The organism is Amycolatopsis sp. lyj-90 (assembly GCF_046549035.1).
Taxonomy (GTDB): Bacteria; Actinomycetota; Actinomycetes; order Mycobacteriales; family Pseudonocardiaceae; genus Amycolatopsis.
Window position 1 is genome coordinate 41275 of the sequence record NZ_JAJPWP010000017.1, and the last position, 14071, is coordinate 55345.

General features: G+C 70.2%; 14 protein-coding genes. 10 read left to right on the top strand and 4 right to left on the bottom strand.

The window, feature by feature from the left end:
- The first annotated feature begins 29 nt into the window (after nt 1-29).
- Together ACLJPX_RS42770 and ACLJPX_RS42775 are read left to right on the top strand one after the other, a co-directional pair.
- On the top strand, nt 30-767 hold the full coding sequence (locus tag ACLJPX_RS42770) for an alpha/beta fold hydrolase (RefSeq protein ID WP_410605863.1): 738 nt from the start codon (nt 30-32) through the stop codon (nt 765-767).
- A gap of 136 nt (nt 768-903) precedes the next feature.
- Complete coding sequence (locus tag ACLJPX_RS42775; RefSeq protein WP_143253029.1) at nt 904-1119, top strand: hypothetical protein; 216 nt, start codon at nt 904-906, stop codon at nt 1117-1119.
- Here the strand turns inward: ACLJPX_RS42775 and ACLJPX_RS42780 are convergent.
- Entirely contained in the window at nt 1107-1892 is a 786-nt protein-coding gene (locus ACLJPX_RS42780; RefSeq protein ID WP_410605864.1) for an IclR family transcriptional regulator, read from the bottom strand. The genes ACLJPX_RS42775 and ACLJPX_RS42780 overlap by 13 nt on opposite strands.
- A gap of 175 nt (nt 1893-2067) precedes the next feature.
- Here ACLJPX_RS42780 and hutH point away from each other — a divergent pair, with 175 nt between their 5' ends.
- The 5 genes from hutH to hutI are packed head-to-tail and all read left to right on the top strand — an operon-like array spanning nt 2068 to nt 8896.
- The gene (hutH, locus tag ACLJPX_RS42785; protein ID WP_410605865.1) at nt 2068-3594 is read left to right on the top strand and encodes a histidine ammonia-lyase; all 1527 of its coding nucleotides are present in this window, start codon (nt 2068-2070) and stop codon (nt 3592-3594) included.
- A gap of 4 nt (nt 3595-3598) precedes the next feature.
- On the top strand, nt 3599-5251 hold the full coding sequence (gene hutU, locus ACLJPX_RS42790; RefSeq protein ID WP_101612648.1) for a urocanate hydratase: 1653 nt from the start codon (nt 3599-3601) through the stop codon (nt 5249-5251).
- Nucleotides 5248-6444 (top strand): allantoate amidohydrolase, encoded by a 1197-nt coding sequence (locus tag ACLJPX_RS42795; RefSeq protein WP_101612649.1) that lies wholly within the window; start codon nt 5248-5250, stop codon nt 6442-6444. The genes hutU and ACLJPX_RS42795 overlap by 4 nt, the downstream gene beginning before the upstream one ends.
- Nucleotides 6441-7745, top strand: a complete 1305-nt coding sequence (locus ACLJPX_RS42800; RefSeq protein WP_410605866.1) for a formimidoylglutamate deiminase — start codon at nt 6441-6443, stop codon at nt 7743-7745. Before ACLJPX_RS42795 ends, ACLJPX_RS42800 begins: the two co-directional genes overlap by 4 nt.
- Nucleotides 7733-8896 carry an imidazolonepropionase gene (gene hutI, locus ACLJPX_RS42805; RefSeq protein WP_410605867.1) on the top strand — a complete coding sequence of 388 codons (1164 nt, stop codon included), beginning with the start codon at nt 7733-7735 and terminating at the stop codon, nt 8894-8896. Before ACLJPX_RS42800 ends, hutI begins: the two co-directional genes overlap by 13 nt.
- 31 nt (nt 8897-8927) lie before the next feature.
- On the opposite strand, the gene ACLJPX_RS42810 is transcribed toward hutI, so the two are convergent.
- Both ACLJPX_RS42810 and ACLJPX_RS42815 read right to left on the bottom strand, forming a co-directional pair.
- On the bottom strand, nt 8928-9686 hold the full coding sequence (locus ACLJPX_RS42810; RefSeq protein WP_410605868.1) for a hypothetical protein: 759 nt from the start codon (nt 9684-9686) through the stop codon (nt 8928-8930).
- Complete coding sequence (locus ACLJPX_RS42815) at nt 9683-9892, bottom strand: hypothetical protein (RefSeq protein WP_410605869.1); 210 nt, start codon at nt 9890-9892, stop codon at nt 9683-9685. The genes ACLJPX_RS42810 and ACLJPX_RS42815 overlap by 4 nt, the downstream gene beginning before the upstream one ends.
- 125 nt (nt 9893-10017) lie before the next feature.
- On the opposite strand from ACLJPX_RS42815, the gene ACLJPX_RS42820 reads away from it, so the two are divergent.
- Together ACLJPX_RS42820 and ACLJPX_RS42825 are read left to right on the top strand one after the other, a co-directional pair.
- On the top strand, nt 10018-11622 hold the full coding sequence (locus ACLJPX_RS42820; protein ID WP_410605974.1) for a sensor histidine kinase: 1605 nt from the start codon (nt 10018-10020) through the stop codon (nt 11620-11622).
- Nucleotides 11597-12271 (top strand): response regulator, encoded by a 675-nt coding sequence (locus tag ACLJPX_RS42825; protein ID WP_410605870.1) that lies wholly within the window; start codon nt 11597-11599, stop codon nt 12269-12271. Before ACLJPX_RS42820 ends, ACLJPX_RS42825 begins: the two co-directional genes overlap by 26 nt.
- Here the strand turns inward: ACLJPX_RS42825 and ACLJPX_RS42830 are convergent.
- The gene (locus ACLJPX_RS42830) at nt 12216-13337 is read right to left on the bottom strand and encodes an FAD-dependent monooxygenase (RefSeq protein WP_410605871.1); all 1122 of its coding nucleotides are present in this window, start codon (nt 13335-13337) and stop codon (nt 12216-12218) included. The two genes, ACLJPX_RS42825 and ACLJPX_RS42830, sit on opposite strands and share 56 nt — an antisense overlap.
- Before the next feature lie 43 nt (nt 13338-13380).
- Between ACLJPX_RS42830 and ACLJPX_RS42835 the strand changes: the two genes are divergently transcribed.
- Nucleotides 13381-13926, top strand: a complete 546-nt coding sequence (locus tag ACLJPX_RS42835; RefSeq protein WP_410605872.1) for a TetR/AcrR family transcriptional regulator — start codon at nt 13381-13383, stop codon at nt 13924-13926.
- The last annotated feature ends 145 nt before the right edge of the window (nt 13927-14071 follow it).

The following is a 14071-nucleotide window of genomic DNA, read 5'->3' on the forward strand; positions in this document are numbered from 1 at the left end:
AAGCAATTCTCCGGGATACGCTCGCGAGCATGCGGCTTCACGTACATCAATGGGGATCAGGACCTCGCGTCGTGCTCGTCCACGGCGTGCTGCTCGGCGGCCGGGAGGCGTGGCGGGCTCAGCGCCCGTTGACCGAGCGGTGGACGTTGCTCGCACCCGACCGCCTCGGCCACGGGAAATCGCCGGATGGTGTGCAGGATTTCGAGGTCGACGCCGGTTTGATCGCGGAGCAGGTGCTTGACGAGCCTGCGCATCTGGTCGGGCTGTCCTACGGCGCGATCGTCGCGATGCTCGCGGCCGCGAGGAGGCCGGAGATGGTCTGGACGCTCACGGTGGTCGAGCCGCCCGCGACCGGGGTCGTCCGAGGTGATGAGGTCGTCGACGCGTGGGACGGCGAACTGCGGCAGCTCCTCGCGGGCTCGCTGGACGACCCTCGCGAGGTCTTCGAAGCGTTCTTCCCGCTCGCGGGTGTGCCGCTGCCCATCCCGGATCCGGTGCCGGAAACGTTGCGGCGCGGTGCCCGCGCGTTGCTCGGGATGCGGCCGCCGGGAGACGCGGAAATACCGCTCGATGTGTTGGCCTCAGCGGATTTCCCGATGCTCGTGATCACCGGTGGCCATCGGCCGGAGTACGAAATCATCGCCGACGCGATCGCGGACAGGACCGGCGCGGACCGCGACGTCGTGGCGGGGATGAGCCATTTGGTGCCCGACACGGGTGCGCCGTTCAATGACCGACTCGAGTCCTTTTTGAATCACGGAGCGTAGCCAAATCTAGATCATTTTCGTCTCAATTCACCCGCGCCGGGAACTGTCGCGGGGTGGGATGTCATGCTGAGTGTCCGACCATGGCCCTCTATCGAACCGACCCCGAGTCGACGGATGGGCCGGAAGAAGGTGGCAGATGACCTGGGCTAGGCATTCCAGTCGTCCCGATCCCGCAGAAGACCAGAGCCGGATGGCCGGTGTGCGCGCGGAGGAAGAAGTCCGCCTCACCCTGCAGAACGGCAGAGCCGCGCGAACCGTCGCCGGGCACGCTTCGGACGCCCTCGACTGTGCGGAACTGCTGGCGATGCTCGGCCTCGAGGGAGTCCAGAAGAAGCACGCTCAGCGCACCTGACCCCCGATCCGGGTGGTCAGTTCGGCCGCGGTCAGACGGACCTCTTCCGCGAGGTCAGGCCAAGTTTCCTCGCATCCCTCGGCTCCCGGGCAGAGGTGGCGGAGGGTCACGCTGATCGCGGCCATCGGCCGGCCGCCGTGGTCGAAGACCGGGCAGGCCACCGAGGCGAATCCTTCGGTCACGTGACCGTCCTCGACCGCCCAACCGAGTCTGCCCTCCGCGTTCAGCGTGCGGCGCAGTTCGGCGAGGGTGCGCGGGCCGCGACCGGTGCGCAGGACGAACGCCGACGCGGCCGGGTAGAGCGCACGCACGTGTGGTGACGGCAGGTGCCGCAGCATCGCCCTGCCCGACGCCGTGAGCTGGCCGGGCAGCCGGACGCCGACCTCGGTGACCAGGGTTTCCGGTCGCGTGGGGCGCTCTTTGACCAGGTAAAGCGACTCGTTGCCGTGCAGTACGCCGAGATGAGCGGTGTGGCCGACCCGGTCGGCGAGCTTGCGCAGCAGCGGGACGGCGAGCCGTTCCAGCGGGTCGTGCCGCAGATATGCCGAGCCCAGTTCGAACGCGGCGATGCCGAGTCCGTAGCGGCGTTCGGTGGGTAAGTGCGCCACAAACCCGGCGGCCTCCAGCTCGGCGAGCAGGTGATACGTCGTCGAGCGCGGCAGATTCAACTCGCGCGCGATCGCGGCCGCCGACACCGGGCCCGGCCGCGCGGCCAGGGCGCGAAGGATGCCGAGACCGCGTCGCAGCGCTGGCACTTCGCTGCTCTCACCCATGCCGACCTCCTGTCTCGCTCACCGGCGATAGCAGGGGTCCTTTGCTCTCGCCTCTCTCAACGTTGAGGCAAGCGATAGCAAAGGTCCCCTGCTCCCGCCGGTGTGTCTTGGATACCAGACACAAACACCGGTTGGGGCCGCCCACCAGCGAGCATGGCGTTGTCCAATGGGGGCTATGCCGGAAACCGTACTTCTGGGGTCCGAATCGCTTCGGCCCGAACAGGTCGTCGCGGTCGCCCGTGACCACTCGCCCGTCGCGGTCAGCGAAGCGGCCGAGAAGAACCTCACCGCGACGCGTCAGCACATCGACAACCTCGCCCACGCCGAGGCGCCGACGTATGGCGTTTCGACCGGCTTCGGGGCGCTCGCCACCAGGCACATCCCGCTCGAGAGCCGCACCGCGCTCCAGCGGTCGCTGATCCGTTCGCACGCGGCGGGCGCGGGACCGGTCGTGGAGACCGAGGTCGTGCGCGCGCTGATGCTGCTGCGTCTCCGCACCCTCACCAGCGGTTACACCGGTGTCCGCCCGCAGACCGCGCAAGCGCTTGCGGCCCTGCTCAACGCCGGGATCACCCCGCTCGTCCACGAGTACGGCTCCCTCGGCTGCTCCGGCGACCTCGCGCCGTTGGCCGCTGTCGCGCTCGCGCTGATGGGGGAGGGCGAAGTCGAGTACAACGGCGAAGTCGTCCAGGCCGCCGTCGCGCTGAAGCACGCCGGGATCGAACCGGTCGTTCTCGCGGAGAAGGAGGGCCTCGCCCTCACTAACGGGACCGACGGCATGCTCGGCATGCTCCTGCTGGCCGCGGCGGACCTGCGCAAGCTTCTCGACACCGCCGACATCACCGCGGCGATGAGCGTCGAAGCCCTCCTCGGCACCGATCGCGCCTTCGCCGCCGATCTCCAGGCCCTGCGCCCGCACCCCGGGCAGGCGCTGAGCGCCCAGCGCATGTGGACCGCGCTCCAGGATTCGAAGATCGTCGAGAGCCACCGCGGCCCGGACTGCAACCGCGTCCAGGACGCGTACTCTCTCCGCTGCTCGCCGCAGGTGCACGGAGGCGCACGGGACAGCCTCACGCACGCCGAGCTTGTCGCCGAGCGTGAGCTTCACTCCGCAGTCGACAACCCGGTCGTGTTGTCCGACGGTCGCGTCGAGTCGAACGGCAACTTCCACGGCGCCCCGGTCGCCTACGTGCTCGACTTCCTCGCCATCCCGCTCGCGGACGTCGCCAGCATCGCCGAACGCCGCACGGACCGCATGCTCGACAAGGCCCGCTCGCACGGCTTGCCGCCGTTCCTCGCGTTCGACCCGGGCGTCGACTCCGGCCACATGATCGCCCAGTACACGCAGGCGGCCGTGGTCAGTGAGCTCAAACGCCTCGCGGTGCCGGCGTCGGTCGACTCGATCCCGAGCAGCGCCATGCAGGAGGACCACGTCTCCATGGGCTGGTCCGCCGCGCGCAAGCTGCGCAAGGCCGTCGAGGGTCTCAACACCGTCCTCGCCATCGAACTGCTCACCGCCGCGCGGGCACTCGACATGCGCGCGCCCCTGGTCCCGTCGCCGGTCACCGGCCGGGTCCGGGATCTCGTCCGCACCAAGGTCGAGGGCCCCGGCCCCGACCGTCATCTGGCGCCGGAGATCGCCGCCGCCGAAGAACTCGTCGCGTCGGGTGCCGTCCTCGCCGCGGCCCAACTGGAGGTCTGAGCCCATGACCCGCACGGTCCGTGCCGCCCGAGGCACCACGCTCACCGCGAAGAACTGGCAGACCGAAGCCGCGTTGCGGATGTTCCACAACAACCTCGACCCCGAGGTCGCCGAGCGCCCCGAGGACCTGGTCGTCTACGGCGGCACCGGCAAGGCCGCCCGCAACTGGGCCAGTTTCGACGCGATCACCCGCGAACTGACCACTTTGGAGGGTGACGAGACGCTGCTCGTCCAGTCCGGCAAGCCGGTCGGCGTGTTCCGCACGCACGAGTGGGCGCCGCGCGTGCTCATCGCGAACTCCAACCTCGTCGGCGACTGGGCGACCTGGCCGGAATTCCGCCGCCTGGAAGCGCAGGGCCTGACGATGTACGGCCAGATGACCGCGGGGTCCTGGATCTACATCGGCACGCAGGGAATCCTGCAGGGCACCTACGAGACCTTCGCGGCCGTCGCGAAGAAGCGGTTCGGAGGGAGCCTCAAGGGCACGCTCACCGTCACCGCCGGGCTCGGTGGCATGGGCGGCGCGCAGCCGCTGGCCGTCACGATGAACGACGGCGTCGCGCTCGTCATCGAGTGCGACCCGCAGCGCGCCCACCGCCGCGTCGAGACCCGCTACCTCGACGAGGTCGCCGATGACCTCGACGACGCGATCCGCCGCGTGGAAGCCGCGAAGAAGGAGAAGCGCGCGCTGTCCGTCGGCGTGGTCGGCAACGCCGCCGAGGTGCTGCCGGAACTGCTGCGCCGCGGCGTCGAGGTCGACATCGTCACCGACCAGACCTCCGCGCACGACCCGCTTTCCTACCTGCCCAAGGGCATCGGTGTCGACGAGTGGCAGGACTACGCGGACAAGAAGCCCGACGAGTTTACCGAACGCGCCCGCGAGTCGATGGCGGAGCACGTGGAGGCGATGCTCGGCTTCCTCGACAAGGGCGCCGAGGTCTTCGACTACGGCAACTCCCTGCGTGGTGAGGCGAAACTCGGCGGCTGCGAGCGCGCGTTCGACTTCCCGGGGTTCGTGCCCGCCTACATCCGCCCGCTGTTCTGCGAGGGCAACGGCCCGTTCCGCTGGGCGGCGCTGTCGGGTGACCCCGAGGACATCGCGGCGACCGACCGCGCGATGCTGGAACTGTTCCCGGAGAACGAATCCCTCGCCCGCTGGATCAAGCTGGCAGGCGAGCGCGTCGCGTTCCAGGGGCTCCCGTCGCGGATCTGCTGGCTCGGCTACGGCGAGCGGCACCTCGCGGGGCTGCGGTTCAACGAGATGGTCGCCAGCGGTGAGCTGAAGGCGCCGGTCGTCATCGGCCGCGACCACCTCGACTCGGGCAGTGTCGCCTCGCCGTACCGCGAGACCGAGGGCATGGCCGACGGCTCCGACGCGATCGCCGACTGGCCGCTGCTGAACGCGCTGGTCAACACCTCGTCGGGGGCCAGTTGGGTGTCGATCCACCACGGCGGCGGTGTCGGCATGGGCCGCTCCATCCACGCCGGCCAGGTCAGCGTGGCCGACGGAACCCTGCTGGCCGCGCAGAAACTCGAGCGGGTGCTCACCAACGACCCGGGGATGGGCGTCATCCGGCACGTCGACGCCGGATACGACCGCGCGGCCGACGTCGCCGACGAGCGTGGCGTCCGCGTGCCGATGCGGGACGCCGAGTGACCGCGTCCTCGCTGCTGGCGGAGATCTCCGACGTCGGCCGCGACCCGAAGCGTGGCGGTTACTCGCGCCACGCCTTCGACGCGGGCGAAACCGAACTGCGCGCGTGGTTCGTCGAGCGTGCGGGGCGGCTCGGGCTGGGCGTCGAGACGGACCGCAACGGCAACATCTGGGCCTGGTGGGGCACGCCCGGTCCGGACGCGGTCGTCACCGGCAGCCATCTCGACTCGGTTCCCGGCGGCGGCGCCTTCGACGGCCCGCTCGGCGTCGCCAGCGCGCTCGACGCGGTGGAGAGCTTGCAGGCCAAGGGATTCCGTCCCGCCAAGCCGTTCGCGGTCGTGGTCTTCGCGGAAGAGGAAGGTGGCCGGTTCGGCGTGCCGTGCCTCGGCTCGCGGCTGCTGACCGGGACCATCGACGCGGACAAGGCGCGCGGTCTGCGCGACCCGGACGGCGTCACGTTCGCCGAAGCGGCGGCGAAATCCGGCCTCGATCCCGAACGCGTCGGCCGCGATTCCGAGCGGCTCGGCCTGATCGGGCGATTCCTCGAACTGCACGTCGAGCAGGGGCGCGGGCTGATCGATCTCGGCTCTCCGGTCGCCGTCGGCAATACGGTGATCGCGCACGGCCGATGGCGATTCTCCTTCCAAGGTCAGGGAAACCACGCCGGCGCGACACTGATCGGTGACCGTCGTGACCCGATGATCCCGGCGGCCGAGACCGTTCTCGCCGTGCGGAAACTGGCGAGGGCGAAAGCCGACGCCAGGGCTACGGTCGGCAGGCTCGTGCCGGTCCCGGGCGGGACCAACGTCATCGCGTCCACCGTGGACCTGTGGCTGGACGCGCGGGTGCCGGGTACGGACACGCCCGAACTGGTCGCGGAGATCGCGAAACTGGCCGAGGACGCGGCGGGTCAGGAAGGCTGCCGGGTCGAGGTGACCAGGGAGTCGTACTCGGACGACGTGATCTTCGACGACGCGCTGCGGCGTGACCTGGGCACCTGGCTGGGCGGTCCGCCGGAGCTGCCGACCGGCGCCGGGCACGACGCGGCGATCCTCGCCGGGTTCGTCCCGTCCGGGATGCTCTACGTGCGCAATCCGACCGGGATCAGCCATTCCCCGGAAGAGTTCTCCGAGGCCGAGGACGTCGATCACGGTGCTCGCGCGCTCGCGGACGTCCTGGAGAAACTGTCGACATGACGACATATTGGTGTGAGCGTGCCTGGTTGCCGGACGGGATCGCCGACGCCGTCCTGATCGAGGTCGGTGGCGGGAAGATCACGTCCGTGACGGCGAACGCGCCCCGCGAAGGAACCGTCCTGAACGGACTGACCTTGCCGGGTTTCGCCAACGGGCACTCGCACGCGTTCCATCGGGCGCTGCGGGGGCGGACGCACCATGACCGCGGGACGTTCTGGACGTGGCGCGAGCGGATGTACTCGCTCGCGTCCCGGCTCGATCCGGACTCGTACCACCGGCTGGCGCGCGGCGTCTACGCCGAGATGGTGCTGGCCGGATACACGAGTGTCGGCGAGTTCCACTATCTGCATCACGCGCCGGGCGGAAAGCCTTATGCGGAGCCGAATGCGATGGGCGAGGCACTGCGGCAGGCTGCCGAGGACGCCGGAATCCGGCTGACGCTGCTCGACACTTGCTACCTCGCGGGCGGTATCGGTGTGGAACCCGACGAGGTCCAACGGCGATTCTCCGACGGTTCGGCCGCGAAGTGGGCGCAACGAGTCGGCGACTTGCGGGAGAAGGAGACGTTCCGGGTGGGCGGCGCGATTCATTCGGTGCGCGCCGTTCCCGAGGATCAACTGTCCGAAGTGGACAACAGTACGCCGTCGGATCGTCCGCTGCACATCCACCTTTCCGAGCAGCGGGCCGAGAACGAGCAGTGCATGGCGGCTTACGGCTGGACGCCGACGGGCTTGCTCCACGACCATGGTGTGCTCAGCGAACGGCTCACCGCGGTGCACGCGACACATCTGACGCCGCTCGACATCGAGCGACTGGGCGCGGCCCGCAGCCGAGCGTGTTTCTGCCCGACGACGGAGCGGGACCTCGGCGACGGCATCGGCCCGGCGCGGACGTTGCTGGACGCGGGGGTGCGGCTGTCCCTCGGCAGTGACAGCAACGCTGTCGTCGACGCGTTCGAGGAGACCAGGGCGCTGGAACTGAACGAGCGGCTCGCCAGCGAGCAGCGCGGCCGGTTCACCGCGGAGGAACTGCTCGCGGCGGCGACGGATCACGGCGCGATCGGCTGGGACGAGGTCGGTTCGCTGGCCGTGGGGGCGGGTGCGGACTTCGTGACCGTCGGCCTCGGTTCGGTGCGGACCGCGGGGATCGAGCCGTCCGGGGTGGTCTTCGCCGCCTCCGGGGCGGACGTCCGGGATGTCGTCGTCGCCGGGCGTGAGATCGTCCGCGACGGCACGCATCAGCTGATCGACCGGCCGGAAACGGTCTTGGCCAAGGAGATCGAGGCATTGTGGCAGTCCTGATCACGGGTATCGGCGAGCTCACCACGAACGACGCCGAGCTGGGCAAACTCCGCGACGCGGCCGTCGTCGTCGAGGGCGAGACGATCGTTTGGGCAGGCTCGGCGTCGGGCGCGCCCGACGCGGACGAGCGGATCGACGTGGACGGCCGCGCGGTGCTGCCCGGCTGGGTGGACAGTCACACGCACCTCGTCTTCGCCGGGGACCGGACGGCCGAGTTCGAGGCGCGGATGGCCGGGAAGGCGTACAGCGCCGGGGGCATCGCGGTCACCGTCGACGCGACGCGGTCGGCCTCCGACGAGCAGTTGGCGGCGAACCTGCGGCGTCACGTCGACGAAGCGGCGAGGCAGGGGACGACCTGCCTGGAGACGAAGACCGGGTACGGGCTCAACGTCGAGGACGAGGCGCGCTCGGCGCGGATCGCGGCCGGCGTGGCGGACGAGGTCACGTTTCTCGGCGCGCATCTGGTGCCGCCGGGTGCGGACGCGGAGTCCTATGTGGATCTGGTGTGCGGCGACATGCTCGACGCGGTGGCGCCGCTGGTGCGGTGGGCGGACGTGTTCTGCGAGACCGGCGCTTTCGACGAGGCGCAGTCCGGGCGGGTGCTGAAGGCGGCGCGGGAGCGTGGCCTCGGGCTGCGGGTGCACGGGAACCAGCTGGGGGAGGGGCCGGGAGTGCGGCTCGCCGTCGAGCTGGGGGCGGCGAGTGTCGACCACTGCACGTACCTGAGCGAAGCGGACGTAGAGGCTCTCGCCGCTTCGGACACTGTTGCGACGTTGCTGCCCGCGTGCGACCTGTCGACCCGGCAGCCGCTGGCGCCGGCGCGGCGGCTGCTGGACGCGGGGGCGACGGTCGCGCTGGCCAGCAACGCGAACCCGGGCAGCTCGTACACGACGTCGATGGCGTTCTGCGTCACGACCGCGGTGCTGCAGATGCGGATGACGATCGACGAGGCGGTCTGGTCGGCGACGGCGGGTGGTGCTCGCGCTTTGAGGCGTGACGATGTGGGCTTCGTGCGGCCAGGAGCGCGTGCCGACCTTCACGTGCTCGAGGCGCCTTCGACGACCCATCTGGCGTACCGGCCGGGAGTGCCGCTGACGGCCGCTGTCTGGCGACGCGGTGAGCTTCTGACCAGCGGTTTCGCCGCAAAGTGATAGCAAAGGTCCCTTGCTCTCCCCGCCGGGGTCAGGAGGCTTGACCGAGGGTTTCTTCGACGCGCTCCCGCAGCTCCGGCGGGAGCTCGCCGAGCAGGTGGGACCACTGCTCGATCCGCTGCTCGCTCAGGTGGGTGAGCAGGTCGAGCACCGGCGCCCACAGGTCCTCGTCGGCGGCCGCGACCCGCAAGAGGCCCCGGAACCGGCTCTCGGAGAGCAGCCCGAGGACGTGATCGATCCGGCCCTTGTCGTCGAGGACGAACGCGATCCGGATCAGCGCCTCGTCGCCGATGACGCCGAGAGCCCTTCGCACGGTCGGATCGGGCAGGTGCCCGACGAACCGGCCGACGGTGATCCAGTCCTCGCGGCGCACCAGTTCCCCGGCGACCGCGACCACGGTGTCGAGCGGGATCCGCGCGATGATCGCGCTCGCCCGGCGCGGGTCCAGTTCGGCCGCGACGTCGGACAGGAACTGCGGCTTCAGCCGCTTCGCGACGTCAACGCCCCTGGAGACGTCGACCAGCCCGGCGATCCGGGCGCACAGAAGCGGGCCGAAGACCTTCTCGGCGATCTTCGCGAGAATCGGGCTCGGGACGAGCTTGCTCGCCATCGCCATCCGCTCGAGGGCGGCGAGATTGGCGTCGAACAGCGTGTCCGTGACCTGCTCGCGGAACGTCTGGAGTTCGGCCGCGTCCACGTTCTCCAGGTAGGAATGCCGCTCCGGGGTGGTGCCGAGGACGCGGGCGAGTTTGAGGATCTCCGCCTGCGAGGCGAAGTTCTCGGTGCTCACAGGCCCACCACCTTGCGGATGGTGCCCCGCAGCAGCGCGGGTACGTATTTCAGACCCTCTTCGCCCGCTTCGGCCAAGGCTTTGGCCTGGCGGTGGCGCGCGTCGCGCAACGCGTCGGAGAGGTCTTGTTTCTCGTTGTCGGCCAGCGCTTCGATACCTGCCGGGACAGGACCGCCTAGCTGACCGGAGAGTGTGCGCTCGGCCATGGTCGATCATCATGCCTCATCACCCGTGCGGAGGCCGGGTGATCGGACCTTCTTGACTTTCGTCCATGGCGAAGCGGCTGTCGCGGCTTGTAGCGTCCGATCCCGTGAAGGATGCGGAGGAGCCTGTGCGGCGTGGGCGGCGGCTGGCCATGGACGTCGCGCTGTGGCTCGGTCTCTGCGGTTGGGTGGTCATCGACGCGGGATCCAGCACGAGACACTGGGAGCTGATCGTCGGGCTCGTCGCGACCACGGCCGCGATCGGGTTGTCACGCCGGTACCCGGTGGTCTCGCTCGCCATCGCGATGGTCGCGAGCTTCGTCATCCTGGGCAGTTTCGGCGGCCGGGTGCCGATCTGGGAAGGGTTCGTCCTGGTCACGGTGAGCTATCTCGCCGGCTACCGGCAGCCGATCGCGAAGCCGATGTTGCGTGTTTTCACCGTCGTCACCCTGGTCGCGATCCCCGTGGCGCTGATCTGGGGCGACGACGGGTTCGCCGACTGGGGCGCCCTGCTCGGACTCTTTGTTTTCGCTTCGGTGACGCCGTGGCTGCTGGGCAAGTACATCCGGCAGCGCGAGGACATGGCGCGCGACGGCTGGCGTCGCGCCGAGGAGATGGAGAGCCGTCAGCGGCTCATCGCCGACCGGGCGCGGCTGCGCGAGCGCACCCGGATCGCCAGTGACATGCACGATTCGCTGGGGCACGAGCTCAGCTTGATCGCGGTCCGGGCCGCGGCGCTCGAGGTCGCGGGCGGCCTCGACGAGAAGCAGCGGGAGGCCGCCGGTGACCTGCGGCAGAGCGCCGCGACGGCGACCGAACGGCTGCGCGAGATCATCGGCGTGCTGCGTGAGGACGACGCGCCGACCGAGCCGGTGGACGAGAGCATCGACGAACTGCTCGACCGGGCGAGGACGTCGGGCGTGCTGATCAAGTCCTTTGTGGACGATCCGGCCGACGGCGAGCCGCGGATGGTCGACCGCGCGGCCTATCGTGTGGTGCAGGAGTCGGTCACGAACGTCGTGAAGCACGCGCCCGGCGCCGCCGTCACCGTCCGGGTCGTGCGATCCGAAGGGCGGACCGACGTCGTGGTCACCAACGCGCCGCCACCGGCGGGCCCCCTGCCCGGCCGGACCTCGGGACGACGCGGGCTGATCGGTCTGCGTGAGCGGGTCCGGCTGGTCGGCGGGACCCTGCGGGCGGTACCGCACGACGGCGGCTTCGAGGTCAGTGCGAGCTTGCCGCATGATGCCGCGCCGTCGGAGGAGTCGCCGGAAAGCCAGGCGGCGATGGACGCCGAAGTGGGACAATCGACGTCGGCGAGGGAACTCGAACGCGCCCGCCGGGATGTCCGGCGCAGCCTGATCCAGGCGATCGTCGTGCCGATCGGGCTCTTCGGGGTGCTGGTCGGGATCAGTGGGGCGGTGTTCCTCGTCCAGTGGTACAGCTCGGAACTCCCCAAGGGGGACTATGACCGCATCCGGCTGGGCCAGCCGAGGGCGGAGATCGCGTCCGTCCTGCCCGCTGGTCAGCGGATCGCGCGACCTCGTCAGGCGGAACCGCCGGTGCCCGCCGGGGCGACCTGCGAGTACTACGGCACCGAGCGCACCCTGTTCCACAGGTACTACGAGGCGTACCGGTTGTGCTTCGCCGACGGGAAACTCGTGGCGAAGGACGTGATCAGTGAAGACGAGCAAAGGGGGAACCCGGATGATCCGGGTGGTGCTGGCCGATGACGAGGCGATGATCCGCGCCGGGGTGTCGGCGATCCTGGCCGCGGACGCCGGGATCGAAGTGGTCGCGGAGGCCGAGGACGGCCGCGCCGCCGTCGAGCAGGTCCGTGCGACCCGGCCGGACGTCGTGCTCCTCGACATCCGGATGCCGGTCATGGACGGGCTCAAGGCGGCCGAGGAGATCCGGCGGCTGCTGCCCGAGATCGGCGTGATCATGCTGACCACGTTCGGCGAAGACACCTACATCGAGCGTGCGCTGGGTCTCGGCGCGAGTGGTTTCCTGCTGAAATCCGGAGATCCCCGCGAACTGCTGTCCGGGATCCGCGCGGTCGCCGGTGGAGCGGCGTTCCTTTCGCCGAAGGTCGCGCAGCGGGTCATCGCCCGCTTCTCCGGCAATCGGGTTTCCCGCGCCGAAGAGGCGAAGGCGCTGATCGGCAAGCTGACCCCGCGCGAACAGGAAGTGCTGGCGCTGCTGGGTTCCGGACTGTCCAATGCGGACATCGCCGGGAGGCTGTTCGTGGTCGAGGGCACGGTGAAGGCCTACGTGAGCACCATCCTCAACCGGCTCGGCGCGCGGAACCGGGTGCAGGCCGCGATCACCGCGTACGAGGCGGGGCTGGTCGGCGGGGAACGGGAGGAATCCAGCCGCTGACACCGGCACCGGCGCGGGCGGTGAGCGCGCCGGGGAGCAGGCGGGCCACGCCGTTGCGGACGGCGACGGCGAGCGGGTTGCGCAGCTGCGGGCCCAGTTTCCCCGCCTGGACCGAGGCTTTGGCGACCGCTTGGCTGCGCGGGCGGCGCTGCTCGTCGTAACTCTTCAGCGCCGCGTCGACGTCTTCGGTGTCACTGAGCGCGGCGGCGAGGACGACGGCGTCCTCGATCGCCTGACAGCCGCCTTGGCCGAGGAACGGCGGCATCGCGTGCGCCGCGTCGCCGAGGAGCGCGACGCGTCCCCGCACGTACGACGGCAGGGGCGAGCCGAGCAGGTAGAGATCGTGGTGGAGCAGCGTTTCCGGAGCGGTGGCGTCGATGAGCTCGGGGACGGGTTCGTGCCAGCCGCCGAAACGGCTCCGCAGGTACGCCTTCGGGTCTTCGTATCGGATTCCCGGTTCGGTGACATAGCTCGCCCACCAGTAGACCCGGCCGTCGTGCAAGGGGATGACGCCGATCTCGGCGCCGTCGTCCCAGCTCGTGCTGAGGTCGGCCGCGTGGGGAAGGGCGGTCACCGCGCGGAAGGCCGTGCTGCCGCTGTAGACCGGTTCGGGATGCCGAGGCCACAGCTGTTTCCGGAGTGCGCTGTGGATTCCGTCGGCGGCGACGATGACGTTCGCGTCGAGATCGTCGAGGCCGGTGACCTCGGTGCCGGTGCGGACGCAGCCCGCGGGAAGGGCGTCGCGGAGCGCGTCGACGAGGTCGGCGCGGTGGATGGCGGCGAGCGGGCGCCCGTGGTGCCGGCGGAACGCCTCGGCATCCCAACGGGTGATGCGGCGGCCCGCGCGGTCGTGGAGACCGCCCGACGCTTGTTCCCGCAGCTTGCCGAGGTGGATGCCCAGTGTTTCGAGTGACCGCAGGGCGTTCGGCCACAGGGAGATGCCCGCGCCGGCGGCGGTGAGTTCCGGCGCCCGTTCCAGGACGGTGACCTCCCAGCCGATTCCGTGCAGTCCGATGGCGGCACTCAATCCGCCGATTCCTCCGCCGACCACGATCGCTTTGCGCATGCCGACCTCCTCTACATCTGTAGAGTACTACTACACTTGTAGAGTGCGAAAGGCGACGATCGGGGACGCGGCCATCGAGGTGATCGCGGCCGAAGGGATGCGCGGGCTGACGCATCGGGCCGTCGACCGGTTCGCCGGGCTGCCCGCGGGTTCGACCTCGTACTACGCGCGGACGCGGGCGGCGCTGCTGGAGCTGGCGATCTCGCGGATGGTCGAACTCGACGACGTCACCCTGGATCCCGAGCCCGGGCAACTGGCGGAGTACGTGGCGGGGTTCGCCCACGCGGCGATCACGCGGGGGCGGACTCGGATGCTCGCGCGGTACGAGTTCGCGCTGGAGGCGACGCGGCGGCCGGAGTTGCGCGAGGCTTATGACCGCGGGGGGCTGGTCATCCGGCGGCGGTGTGCCGAGGTGCTGGCCGGACGCGGATCGGCCGAGCCGGAGCGGCACGCGCGGGTGCTCGTGGCGTGGCTGGACGGGACGATCTTCGACGCGCTGGCCGGGACCGGCTCGCTGCGGCCGCCGGATCTCGCGGAGCTGACGCGGGGAGCGCGGGAGGTCTTGGCGGGGCTCGGAGTGGCGGGGTAGCGGGGGACCTTTGGTTTCGCCTGCTTGGGGCAGGTGCGTTGGCCCGGGGTCGGGGTGTCGCGAAAGCCACTTTCGGGACATCAGATGTCCCGAAAGTGGCTTTCGCGACATGCCGGGTGAGAGGCGAGAGCAAAGGTCCCTTGCT